This is a genomic window from Prochlorococcus sp. MIT2309, from assembly GCF_059772305.1.
The window spans coordinates 615,221-628,744 of the sequence record NZ_CM186282.1; the positions used below are offsets into that span (position 1 = coordinate 615,221).

Sequence of the window (13,524 nt, forward strand, 5' to 3'; positions counted from 1 at the left end):
GTCAAAAACAAATTAATTGCAAAAGACTATAGAAATTTTTCTGGGATCTTATGTTTTTCAACTTTATCATTTTTGATTTTTAATACATAGCTATTTTTCCCTTCACCAAAATCGATTGATTTCATTTGAGTTTCATTTTTAATATGTAATGCACAATTACCCTCAATAGCTATACATTCGCTTATATCTTTATCGACAAGCTTTCTCTCCACATATGGGATTCTATTTTTTTCTTCATCAAAATGAGGACAACAAGTACCATCAACAAAATTTAAACACTTCATTATTGATAAATCATCTTTAAAAGAATCAGTTATACCCCTTTGAAACCAACAAATGGCACCAGCAGAGACTCCACTCATAATGACTCCCCTTCTATATGCGCTTGAAAGGATGCGATCAAAATTCCACTCTTTCCAGACACCCAGCATGCTTTTTGTATTTCCGCCACCGACATAAATGATATCTTGATGGCTAATATGCTCCTCTAGATTTATGGTTCGCTTAAAAAAGTCAATATGACTCAGATTACATTCAAGTGATGAAAATGCACTATAAAAATTTACTTTATAAGAATCGCTATCTCCAGTCGCTGTAGGGACAAAACAGATATTTGGTTTTTGAGAATTACTTAAATTTCTAATATATCTTTCGATTTTCAACTTTCCTATTGATCTCCCAAATCCTCCGCCGCCAATAGCAACTATATGCCTATCTGATTTTGTACTTTCAAGTGATGATTCTTTCATTAATTTATTTCAATTCTACAATAAGCCTCTGTATCACTTTAAAAGTCTTAATTAAATTAGCTTGAAAATAAAATTGCTCTAGCGACGGCCTCCCCCGCAATCCATCCACTTGTCCAGCAATGCTGAAAATTAAACCCACCTGTGATACCATCAATATCTAAGATTTCTCCAGCAAAATATAATCCTTTACATAGCCTGCTTTCCATAGTAGAAAAATTAATTTGTTTTAAAGAAACACCACCAGCAGTAACAAATTCTTCGCCAAAAGGACCTCTCCCAATTATTTGATAAGTATTGTCTTCTAAGAGTCTTGCTAATCTATTTATCTCCTTATTTGATAAACCACACCACCTTTGATTAATAAAAATTTTATTTTTTTCTAAAAAGAAGGCCCATAATCTTTTAGATATATTTTTAAATGGATAGTATTTATGAATAAACAAAGATGAGTGTTTATCTCTAAAATCAAAAAGTAAACTCCTAATTGTATCAAAAGATTTATTAATCCAATTTATTTTAATAATACCAGAGTAATTTAAAGAGTATAATTCTCTAGCTGCAAAAGCAGATAGTTTTAAAATAACTGGCCCAGAAACTCCCCTATGTGTTATTAATATTGGACCTTGTTCGACAAATTTTTTTGATTTAGTTATTAATTTAACTTTTATACCCTCAACCGTGATTCCACTAAGTTTAGAGAGATTAGTATCAGAAACTTTAAAGCTAAAAAGAGATGGTGCATCTTGAATTAATCTATGTCCGAGTTTCTGAGCAATTTTCTTTCCTATTTTCCCAGATCCAGTTGCTAACAATAATTTTTTAGTTTTGAGAATTAAACCATTTTTAAATTCCAGCTGAAACAAGTTTTCAGATACTAAATTTTTAACATCGACTAACTCCATTTTTGTTGTAAAAGAAATATTGTGTTCTTCAGCATTTTTGATAAGACAGTTAATTACATCTTTAGAGGTATTTGATCTAGGGAATATTCGGCCATCATTCTCAATTTTTAATTGTAAACCTCTCTTCTCAAACCAACTGACCGCGTCTTTAGTTGAAAACCTAGAAAAAGCTCCTTTAAGTGAAAGTTTTCCTCGAGGATAGTTATTTACTAAATCAGAGTTCTCAAAACAAGCGTTTGTAATATTGCATCTTCCCCCGCCACTTATCCTTACTTTTTGAAGGTGACTTTTAGTGGACTCAAAAATTGCAATATTATTAAGACCTGATTCTGCAGCTCTTAGAGCAGTCATAAAGCCTGCAGCACCACCTCCTATAACGGCTAGATTACAATCACCATTTATACCTGGCATTCGTTACTAAATTCAAAAGCAACTTCTCTAGATAAATAATACAATTCAATTTTTTCTTTGAAAACTTATTCGTTTTGAAAATTTATACTTTTAATAAACTTCTAAGAATGCACAAAAACAATAAAAAAGCCCCCATAAGAGAGAGCTTTAAGAAATCTAATTAGAGATCAAAAATCTATTTTTTTACCTCAGGGGCATTCATTCCATCGTAGTCAGGACCCACCATTACTCCAACGATGGCGAATAGAACAATTGAGGCAATGCCGACAAGTATTGCTGTAGGAGCTGGTGTACTTGTTAGTCCAGCAAAAGTAGTAAGCATGAGAATTACAAAATCATCATGCAAAGTTACTTGGAGATGGAAGAAAAAGCACAAAACATATTGATTTTGTAATCGGGATGTAACTTATGATCATACTTTCAAGCTCGAATACACCACCCTCAACGCCCAAACTTCAATGACAATGGGGGATAAAGAGGAGTTAGACCGATAAGAGCCTACTTTGTAAGAAATTCATCATTAATAAGATAGGGGCAAAAAATAGCCGAGAGTCGATTAATTTTCCTCTTTCCTAATGGTAATACAGAAATCTTGAGACATTTAAAAATAATAAGCCGTTTTATCTCGCAAGCCGAAGTCACAACTCATAAGGTCTAGATTTAAATTTCTAGCTAATTACCACTCACTCCAAAACTATAAGAAAGGTTAGTGTCCTGCTTCTTCGCATGTCAGCCTGAGATTGTATCTACAAATTCATGATTTCAACTCTTCAGGACTGAAAACAAATCCTTAAGAGTTAGAAATATATTAAATCTCTCTAGCAGAGCTAGCTTTTTTACCTTGTGAGTGGAGTGCCTTATCAAATCTAATTTGATCGGATAAAATTTTTTAGATGATCATTCCCCAAAGCACAATTGTTGTATTAACTAAATACTATCCAAAAAAAAAATCAAATAGTTTCCAAGTAAAAACTTAATTATGCCTGAGTTTAAAAGTTTTAGTCCCGAGAGCATAGGAGCATTAAGGCTCCAATGAGTGATAAGTCAAATAAAGAACCATAAGATTTAAAGGAAAAAAATTATAGACAATTGTTATTGTCATTTAGAAAAGCAATCTTAAAATTAGTCCTAATTATTGATCTTTTCCCAAAAGGAATAATAAGCATCCAATAATCAGAAGTATATTTACCATTACAAGGAGAAATGATTCAAATTAGACTCAAATATCCTCAAATTTTTAAGAAAAGCAGGTGAATCTTCGAAATTAAAAGTTCTTTTAGGTATTGCAGTTTAAAAATCACTGAAATGAAAATTTCTGTTATGAAATCAAGAAAATCAGTTTTCTCTTTTCCATAGTAAAGAACTTGAATATATTTAGCTTTTTATTGAACATTTCAATAAAAGATAAATAATCTTATTTATTTCTATTTAATTTAAAAACAAAAATTAAATACCAAGATATAAATAGTAAATCAACTAAATAAAGTAAAGTAGAATTCCAGATAATAAACCAGAAAAATGACCCAAGAAACTAATGCCTGGCAATAAAGAAAATAAAAAGCCTATCAATAAAATTATCGACATTATTTTACGAACCTTAATATTTTTATTAAGATGAATTTTTAAACCCAAAAAGTTTTTTTTACCATAAATAGAACTTAATAGTAAAAAAGCATAAAAGCCGTATATAACGCCACTAAATCCTATTGATATAGAATTATAATTATTAAAAATATAAATATCTATCACCATAAAAATCCAAGAATGGACTGGCAGAATTAGAAAAACAAATACAAGGAAAAAATAATTCGACTTAAGGCCTTGGGAGATCAAACAGTATCTACATATTACAATACCAAATATATTCGCCAATAAATGATTAGTGTCTCCATGTATAAAATGTGAAGTAAAGACCCTATATGGTTCAGTAATTATTTTTCCAGACCAATATGAATAATCAACTTTATCTAAAAGTCCTAATACATCAGTAATAAAAAAGAAAAATAAGCAAATTGCAAATATAAATAAATATTGAAAATCAATTGAAGAAATCTTTCTAAGCATTAATTTAATTATTACATTAAAACTATACTTAAAATTATTTTAAATCAAGCATTATATTTATAATTACTAATTTTAGTAGTATCTGAATACACCGAAAAAGCAATAGAGAATATAGAATTAATTAATAATAAAGATGGGAGTATGAATTCTTTTTTAATCCATATAAAAGTTGGGTTTATTAATTCTCTATTAGCATTAATTTTTCTTCCTCGCGTCAAAATCAAAAAAGCAGTTGCCAGCCAACCTGAAAAACAAATCAAAAAGATATATATTGCATTACAAATTCCTGTAGTACACATTTTTTTTAGGCAATTAATTTAAACATTAATATATTTTTGAAATCAGTCAATACCTTTCAAATTCATAAATTGATTTCCAGATCTAACCTATTTCTCCTCTCATATTATTTTTCTTATCGAGTAATACCTCGCAAATAATTAAATTTTGCATGAAAAAAAATAACAAGCCAGACAAATGGCAAGATGTAAGAAATTAGAATAACTTCAAATTGCCTGAAAATTGCTTCTCTCTCACTGTCAGAATTTTTCATAGAGGAAAATTTTAATGTCATATATACCCTTATAAATTGGATAATATATAGAGATCTCTTAAAATTCTGGGATTAAACCTAATTAAAAAGGTCGAGGAGTTCTTCTCTAGTGTATGAAACCCCCTCGAGCAACTGGGCACTAGACATTAAAGAGAAACTCCATTATATCGCCCTCTTGAACCTCATAATCCTTTCCTTCACTTCTAATCCAACCTCTATTTTTTGCTTCTACCAACGAGCCTGCTTCAACAAATTTTTCATAAGAAATTGTTTGTGCTCGAATAAATCCTTTTTCAAAGTCGGTATGAATTACACCGGCAGCTTGAGGGGCACACATCCCTAGCCTAATAGTCCATGCTCTTGTTTCTTTTTCTCCTGTAGTGAAGTAAGTACTCAAACCAAGTAATTTATAAGTTGCCTTAATCAAACTTTCAAGTCCACCCTGATTAATACCCAGTCCACTTAAATAATCAATTCTTTCAGATTGACCTAATTCAATTAATTCAGATTCAACTTGAGCAGAAACTTTTACAGATTCTGAATTCTCCTTTGTTGCTAGTTTGCTTACTTCTATTGAGTAAGAATTACCTTTTGCAAGATCATCCTCAGATAAATTCATTGCATATATTATTGGCTTATTTGTTAATAGCCCCAATGGCTCAATAATTTTCTTTTCTTCCTTATTCAATTCTATATTTCTTGCAAAACCACCTTTTTCAATTTCTAAATGAATTTTCTGCAAAACATCATCTTCATTTCTCGCATCTTCGCTAGTTCTTATATTTTTTCTGATTCTGTCTCTTCTTTTTTCAATCTGAGTTAAATCAGAAAGACCCAATTCAATATTAATTATCTCTATATCTCTTGAAGGATTTACTGACCCAGAGACATGAATAACATTTTCATCCTCAAAACATCTAACAACATGAACTATGGCATCTACCTCACGTATATTCGCTAAAAACTTATTACCCAAGCCCTCTCCACTACTTGCACCTTCGACTAAACCTGCAATATCAACAAATTCCATCCTTGTTGGAATAGTAGATTTACTCGCACTTATGCGAGCGAGAATTTCTAACCTATTATCAGGGACAGAAACCGAGCCCACATTAGGCTCGATAGTGCAAAAGGGAAAGTTTGCAGCTTGAGCTTTCGCGTTAGCAACAAGAGCATTAAACAGAGTTGATTTTCCAACATTAGGGAGTCCGACAATACCAGCCTTAAGCATTTTTAAGATTTAATCTTGTAAACTAGACCAACACACTTAAATTCTCGAATAACCGAAAATAGTTAACAAGTACAAGGTCCCATCCAACAATAAAACATCCTCGCAAAAAGGAGCTCAAAAATTTTCTCTATTTCAAATGATCCAAAAAATTAATTTAAAAAATAAAAAGCTAATTGGAATTACCTCTGTAATAGCTGTTTTGGCAGGGGCCTTGATTGCGAGAAACGGTCCTTTTGGAAACGAAAAACGTGATCTTACAGGTTTTACAACTTTTGCAGAGAGCGGCGCCTTACCTGGGTTAATAACTGCAAGCGGTGAATTGCAATCAGTTGAAACAGTTAATGTAAGTCCAAAGAGACAAGGAATTCTAGAAAAGGTTTACGTAAAAGCAGGCGACAAAGTATCCAAGGGTCAGTTAATAGCGTCAATGGACAGTGGTGATATGAGTTTTAGATTAGATGAATTAAAAGCAGAATTCAAAAAACAAAAAGCCATATATATAAGAAGAGAACTACTCTTCAAGGAAGGAGCTATAAGTAGAGAAAGATTTGAAGAGTTTGAAAACTCCTTTATAAAAAGCAAAGCCAAACTTAATCAACTCAAGGTGGAAAATAAAGATTTAAAGATACTTGCTCCATTCGAAGGAACAATAACAAGTAAATATGCAGTAGCTGGAGCTTATGTAACCCCTTCAAGAACATCGCCTTCAACCTCAAATACTAATCAAATAAGTACTTCCATTGTTGAACTTTCAAGGGGACTCGAAGTAATCGCAAATGTCCCTGAAAGTGATATTGGAAGAATAAAAGTTGGGCAAGTTGCAAATGTAAGGGTTGATTCTTTTCCTGAAAAAATATTCAAGGCCAGAGTTGAGGAAATAGCCCCTAGAGCAGTTAAGAGTAATAACGTAACTTCTTTCGAAGTAACTCTATTGCTTGAGAAGATTTCTCCAATACTTAGAATTGGAATGACAGCAGATATTGAATTTGTAACTGGTGAAAGATCGATAAATATATTGGTACCAACAGTAGCCATAGTCACCAAAAATGGTTTACCTGGCCTACTTTTTGTCAGTGAAGATAAACAACCAATATTTAAAAAGGTTGAATTAGGCATCTCCAGTGGCAGCAAAACATCAATCATCAAGGGAGCCAATCCAGGTGATCAAATATTTATAGATATCCCACCCTGGTCAAAACAAATTAACAATTAACCAAGGAAATTTCATTTATATGACTAAAAATTCCAAAGAAAAAACTCTTTTACTTGTCGACGGCCATTCTCTAGCTTTTAGAAGCTTTTATGCATTTTCAAAGGGCGGAGAAGGAGGATTACAAACTTCTAATGGAATTCCAACCAGTGTTACTTATGGATTTTTAAAAAGCCTTCACGATAATTGCAAGAATTTAAAACCAGATGGAATAGCAATTGCTTTTGATACAGGCGAACCAACTTTTAGACATATTGAAGATCCAAACTATAAAGCTAATCGTGACGTGGCTCCCGAGATATTTTTTGAGGATCTCAGACAATTACAAAGGATTTTATCGGAAGATTTGAATATTACTTTATGTAGTGTTAAGGGATTTGAAGCAGATGACGTCTTAGGAACATTAGCCGAAACAAATTCAATTAGTGGTTGGAAAGTTCGGATACTCACTGGTGACAGAGATCTTTTTCAACTAGTCGATGATTCCAAAGATATTGCTGTTCTTTACATGGGAGGGGGGCCTTACTCCAAAAGTGGGGCTCCAACACTTATGGACGAAGAGGGAGTAAAAAATAAGCTCGGTGTAATACCTGAGAAGGTTATTGATTTAAAAGCTCTTACTGGAGATAGTTCAGACAACATCCCTGGAGTAAAGGGGGTTGGCCCTAAAACTGCTATTAATTTACTTAAGGAAAATAATGACCTCGATGGTATTTACCTCTCTTTGCAGGAATTAGAGAAATCAGGATCTGACTCACAAAAGGGTTGTATCAAAGGTGCTTTAAAGAATAAATTAAAAGTTGATAAAGACAACGCATATTTATCCAAAAAATTAGCCACCATAATAGTCGAAGTACCACTACCAGATACACCTAGCTTCCAACTCTCAAGTATAGATTCTGAAAAGTTTAAGCACTCTCTAGAAGAACTAGAATTAACAAGTCTAGTTAGGCAAATATCTTCTTTTATGAAAGTTTTTTCTGATAAAGAGACTAATAAAAATATTATCAGCACCAAAAAAATAAAAACCGATGAAGATACAAATAAATCAGATAGAAAAAATAAAATACCCAATTTGAATCCTATTATCGTACAAACTTATGATGAGTTGAATTTACTTGAAAATAAGCTTTTAGGACTCAAAGATAACAATAATCCCGTAGCATTAGATACAGAAACAACTGATTTAAACCCCTTTAAGGCTGAACTTGTTGGTATTGGAATTTGCTGGGGCGAAAATAATAATGATATTGCCTACATCCCAATTTTGCATAAAGAAGATAATGTAATATTAAAAAATCAACTTGAATTAAATCAAGTTCTAAACAAACTCAGTCCTTGGTTGCAAAGTAATGATCATCCAAAAGTTCTACAAAATACAAAATTCGATAGACTTATTTTATTAAGACATGGAATTCTAATAGAGGGAGTAATTACAGATACCTTACTTGCAGATTATCTTATTGACCCAACATCAAAACATTCTTTATCAGAAATTTGCGAAAGAGAATTAGATTATATTCCTAAAAGTTTCAAAGATACATTAGATAAAAAAGATAATTTTTCGGAGGTTTCTCTGCATGATGCAAGTATTTACTGTGGAATGGATGTCTATGTTACGAGAAAATTATCGTTAATCTTAAGAGATAAATTAGAATCAATTGATAAAAATCTTATAAATATACTTGATGAAATTGAAATTCCACTCGAAAAAGTACTAGCAAATATGGAGAATTCGGGAATTAAAATTGACAACGAATATCTTAGGCATTTATCACAAGAATTTAAGGAAAAATTACTAACATTAGAAAGCAATATTTTTTCCTCCGTTGGGTATGAAATTAATTTAAACTCCCCTAAACAATTGGCAGATTTGTTATTTGAGAAACTAAATCTTGATCGCAAAAAATCACGTAAAACAAAGACAGGCTGGAGCACAGATGCGAATGTATTAGAGAAGCTAATATCTGATCATCCGATAATTCCTCAAATTGTCGAGCACAGAACATTAAATAAATTATTGAGTACCTATGTAGATGCTCTGCCTCAATTAGTTGAATTAGAGACCCAAAGAGTACATACAAACTTTAATCAAGCCGTAACAGCTACTGGAAGATTAAGTAGCAGTAACCCTAATTTGCAAAATATTCCTATCAGAACAGAATTTAGTAGAAGAATAAGAAAAGCATTTCTTCCCAAAAATGATTGGCATTTGATGAGTGCTGATTACTCTCAAATAGAGCTGAGAATTCTTGCACACTTAACAAAAGAAGAGTTACTCATAAAGGCATTTAAAGATGGTGATGATGTTCATGCTCTTACGGCAAAGCTTCTACTCGGGAAGCAATCAATCAATCAAGAGGAGAGAAGAATAGGAAAAACAATTAATTTTGGAGTGATCTATGGAATGGGACCCCAGCGTTTTGCAAGAGCGACAGGTGTATCCATTGATCAAGCCAAAGAATTTCTGATTCTTTATAAAGAAAGATATCCCAAGGTGTTTGATTTCCTTGAAAGGCAAGAAAAATTGGCTTTAACCCAGGGATTTGTATCAACAATTCTCGGAAGAAGACGATATTTTCATTTTAATGAGAATGGACTAGGCAGACTTTTTGGAAAAAAGCTTGAAGAAATAAACCTATTACAAGCTCGAAGAGCTGGAATGGAAGCTCAACAATTAAGAGCTGCTGCAAATGCTCCAATACAGGGTTCAAGTGCAGACATTATCAAGATAGCCATGGTGAAACTTGATAAAAGATTAAGGGAAGAATCACTTCCTGCTAATTTGCTATTACAAGTACACGATGAGCTTGTTCTAGAGTTTGATACAAAATTCTCAAATGAAATTAAAACATTGGTACAGCAAACTATGGAAAACTCAACAAAACTCGATGTGCCTCTCAAAGTTGATATAGGAATAGGTGAAAATTGGATGAATTGTAAATAGCAATTTTTAGCTTAATCAAAAATTCAGGCTTTTATTTTACTGGTAAAAACCACTCCTCTAAAATTGCTTGTGCTTCTTTAATTTTATTTTTTGCTCGTAATCTCTGTATTCTTTTTAAAATTGGAAAAGCAATCAAATTGGAAGACCTTCTTTCTGAGGTGCCATCATTATTAAATTCTGATGATTCGAATTTCTTTTTCATTGGAAAATGGCAAAGGCTCTTAAAGAAATTGATTTTTTATTTATTGGTTATTTAGAAATCAGAATACATTAATGCTCATTGGCATAGCAAACTTCTTACCGCATAATCCGTGAAATTACCTATAAATATGATTAAAAATTAAGTATCAATCAATATCTAAAAGTACATCCTTCGGAATAATTATCTCACCCAAGCGCCAATTTATAAATCTATATCTATAGAAAATTGCTTTAACAGGTTCTTTAAAATTTGGAATCTTATTAGAAACAACAAATCGATTAAGGTTAGTATAATAGAGACTTATTTTGTTATTTTGATCATATTCTTGTTTGATTATTGTTTGATCAAATTGAATTTTATTAGAGGAAATTTTGCCATTAAAGAATAATGCTTTTACTCCACCAGGAGTCAGAGTTGAATCAACAATAGAATCAGTTAAAGTAGAGATAATAGGGCTAAATAAAATCATACTTAATTCAGAAAAAGGAGTAGCAGAAGACTCTATTTTTATTTTGTATCTAATAATATTATTCAATTCAGTTTTTAAATTTTCCCTAACCAATGGCAGATCAATATGTTTCATCGATTTATCGTAATCGCGTCTTTCTATTGCTGATTTTAGGGATAAAACTGATAGATAAGGAGATAAATATGTATAAAATAATGTAATAGAAAAAAGTAATTTCACATACACAATTCTTTTTAAAGTATGCCCCCTCAGAAAAGAAAAAAAATTCATATTTACTTCCTTCTATAAAGCTAGGATACACCCACAACTTGAAAGGATCAACAAAAAGGCGAGTCCAAAATAAGTATAAATACACACAGGAAGCAAAGTTTTCTCAGGTTAATTTCCTCCTTAACAAGAGCATGCCATCAATTTCAACGAGAATGATTAAATTACTAAAGTAACGAAAAAATTTCAAAACCTATATCATCTTAGTTTTACTAATATTTGGCAATGGGCATTAAAACTGATTGCAATGTAATCCTTAAAGGATAAGAATAAGCAAAGAATTAGGAGGCACCTAAAAATGGTCGACACTCCACCTGAGTACTCCATAGAAGCAAACTGACTTCTGGTCCCTGCTCCAACAGTCTCAAAAACACTGTGAAATTTCGTCTGAAGCGACAAAGTTAAAGAATTGGAGTTTTCAATTCTTATTTGCCAAGGATCAATGATTTAGGTGCGGCAAATTAAAGTGCGTCAATTCAGTCGGCTCTCTTATGCATCGTCTTAGGTGCCCTTAAAAGAGATGATAATCACACCTAGAAAAATGGCCCCAGGTGCCAAAGCCAGAATCTTCGAAAAAAATCTCCAAAGCAGAAGAACCCATTGGGTTCTTTTGTTTTGGAGATTTTTTTTTCTGGATTATTTTGATAATTTTTCATATCATTAAAGATATTTGTATATGATATTTTTATCAAAAAATTTGAAGTATATATCTAAAAGTCATGCCCCTCAATTATGAATTCTTTTGCCATTATCTGCGGAATTGCAGGATCTGTTCTCTACTTAGTTTATTTTATCGGTGGAAAAAGTGACAATGATGGACAAGGTGTGAATCTGCCCGCGAAGCAGTAATAGCTTTAATTCAACTAATTAATGGAGAGTTGATTGTTTGTGAGAATAAAAAATATTTTTGTGCCCTAATTGATACATCCCATTCTAAAACCGCCAAATATATAGTTCTTGGATGCAGAATAATAGAGAAACTATCGTTTTGAAGATCCAGAAAGGGTCTCATAATAATTGAAAGTGACTTTGAGATTAACCAACAGCCTTACGAGGAAAATTGAAGTTTTTGAACCAATTGTTCCTAACGAGGTGAGTATTTACTGTTGTGGTGTCACTGTCTACGATCTTTGTCATCTTGGGCATGCAAGAAGTTACATAGTTTGGGATGTTCTAAGGAGATTCTTAATTCAAAAGGGATACAAGGTCACCTTTGTTCAAAATTTCACTGATATTGACGACAAAATTCTAAAAAAAGCTGAGGAGGAAAATACATCAATATATGAGGTCTGTGAAAAAAATATCAAAGCATTTTTTAATGATATGGATGCGTTAGGAATAATTCGACCAGATCATATGCCAAGAGCAACAAAAAGTTTGGATGGTATTAGAACCATGATTACCCAACTTGAAAAGAAGGGAGCTGCTTATTCAATCGATGGTGACGTCTACTTCGCTGTAAAACAATATGATTCTTATGGGAAATTAAGTGGGCGACAATTAAAAGACCAACTAGATAATGCAAGTGGAAGATTAAGTAAAGATGAATCAAAAAAAAGAAATCCTTTTGACTTTGCTCTTTGGAAAAAAGCCAAAGAGGGAGAACCGAGTTTCCCCTCTCCATGGGGCAATGGTAGACCTGGATGGCATATTGAATGCTCAGCAATGGTAAAAGATGAATTAGGAGATACTATCGATATTCATTTAGGTGGAGCAGACTTAATTTTTCCCCATCATGAAAATGAGATTGCACAATCAGAGACCGCTAATAATAAAGAATTGGCTCGATTTTGGCTTCACAATGGAATGGTGAACGTTGACGGACAAAAAATGAGCAAATCACTAGGGAATTTCACAACAATAAGATCTCTTTTGGAGAATGGAGTCTCCCCAATGTCATTAAGACTTTTTGTGCTTCAGTCTCACTACAGAAAACCACTTGATTTCACAGAAAAGGCTTTGCGGGCTTCATCTAATGGTTGGGATGTCATTAACACGGCATTACAACTTGGGGAAGATAAAATGAACAATCTCGGATGGGAAAAGCTGATTGGCGGCAAAAATTCGCAAAGTATCAATCAATCTATCGACATAACAGATGAGTGTCTCTCATTATCAGATAGATTTATGGATGCAATGAATGATGATTTAAATACTTCAAAAGCTATTTCTATTTTATTTGAACTTGCCAAACCATTAAAGTCACTATCTAATCAGATAAAAACTGATACAAAGATAAATATAAGTAAAAGTGATAATCAAAAGTTTTTGAATAAATGGATTTTACTTAAAAAATTATCAATTATTCTTGGCTTAGATAAAGAAGTTAATAAAATTCCCATAAAGAAAAAAGACTTTGATGATCCATACATAATTAATGCAATTAAAGAAAGAAAAGAAGCTAAAATAAAAAAAGACTTTTTAAAAGCAGATAAAATTAGAGATAATTTAAAAAATCAAGGGATTGATCTTATCGACAAAAAAGATGGCTCCACAGATTGGATAAGAAGTATTTAAATTAA

The 13,524-nt window shown here is 32.2% G+C and carries 10 protein-coding genes; 3 read left to right on the forward strand and 7 right to left on the reverse strand.

Going from position 1 to position 13,524, the window contains the following annotated elements:
- Positions 1-26 precede the first annotated feature (26 nt).
- The 5 genes from AC6EJA_RS03490 to ychF all read right to left on the reverse strand — a co-directional run bounded on the left by AC6EJA_RS03490 (position 27) and on the right by ychF (position 5,907).
- Positions 27-749, reverse strand: coding sequence for a Type 1 glutamine amidotransferase-like domain-containing protein (locus AC6EJA_RS03490; protein WP_498503209.1), 723 nt, complete (start codon positions 747-749; stop codon positions 27-29).
- A 56-nt stretch (positions 750-805) separates the two neighbouring features.
- Entirely contained in the window at positions 806-2,062 is a 1,257-nt protein-coding gene (locus AC6EJA_RS03495) for a BaiN/RdsA family NAD(P)/FAD-dependent oxidoreductase (protein WP_498503210.1), read from the reverse strand.
- A 175-nt stretch (positions 2,063-2,237) separates the two neighbouring features.
- Positions 2,238-2,384, reverse strand: a complete 147-nt coding sequence (locus tag AC6EJA_RS03500) for a hypothetical protein (RefSeq protein ID WP_320664799.1) — start codon at positions 2,382-2,384, stop codon at positions 2,238-2,240.
- Positions 2,385-3,538: 1,154 nt separating this feature from the next.
- Positions 3,539-4,126 carry a rhomboid family intramembrane serine protease gene (locus AC6EJA_RS03505; protein WP_498503211.1) on the reverse strand — a complete coding sequence of 196 codons (588 nt, stop codon included), beginning with the start codon at positions 4,124-4,126 and terminating at the stop codon, positions 3,539-3,541.
- 689 nt (positions 4,127-4,815) lie between these two features.
- Positions 4,816-5,907, reverse strand: a complete 1,092-nt coding sequence (gene ychF / locus AC6EJA_RS03510; protein WP_498503213.1) for a redox-regulated ATPase YchF — start codon at positions 5,905-5,907, stop codon at positions 4,816-4,818.
- Between the two features lie 136 nt (positions 5,908-6,043).
- On the opposite strand from ychF, the gene AC6EJA_RS03515 reads away from it, so the two are divergent.
- Together AC6EJA_RS03515 and polA are read left to right on the forward strand one after the other, a co-directional pair.
- Positions 6,044-7,120, forward strand: coding sequence for an efflux RND transporter periplasmic adaptor subunit (locus tag AC6EJA_RS03515; RefSeq protein ID WP_498503214.1), 1,077 nt, complete (start codon positions 6,044-6,046; stop codon positions 7,118-7,120).
- A gap of 19 nt (positions 7,121-7,139) precedes the next feature.
- Positions 7,140-10,064, forward strand: coding sequence for a DNA polymerase I (gene polA / locus AC6EJA_RS03520; protein WP_498503215.1), 2,925 nt, complete (start codon positions 7,140-7,142; stop codon positions 10,062-10,064).
- A 31-nt stretch (positions 10,065-10,095) separates the two neighbouring features.
- On the opposite strand, the gene AC6EJA_RS03525 is transcribed toward polA, so the two are convergent.
- Positions 10,096-10,266, reverse strand: coding sequence for a hypothetical protein (locus AC6EJA_RS03525; RefSeq protein WP_498503216.1), 171 nt, complete (start codon positions 10,264-10,266; stop codon positions 10,096-10,098).
- Positions 10,267-10,411: 145 nt separating this feature from the next.
- On the reverse strand, positions 10,412-11,005 hold the full coding sequence (locus tag AC6EJA_RS03530; RefSeq protein ID WP_498503217.1) for a DUF2939 domain-containing protein: 594 nt from the start codon (positions 11,003-11,005) through the stop codon (positions 10,412-10,414).
- A 1,020-nt stretch (positions 11,006-12,025) separates the two neighbouring features.
- Here AC6EJA_RS03530 and cysS point away from each other — a divergent pair.
- Positions 12,026-13,519: a cysteine--tRNA ligase gene (cysS, locus tag AC6EJA_RS03535; protein WP_498503538.1), complete on the forward strand. Its 1,494-nt coding sequence runs from the start codon at positions 12,026-12,028 to the stop codon at positions 13,517-13,519.
- Positions 13,520-13,524: the final 5 nt, after the last annotated feature.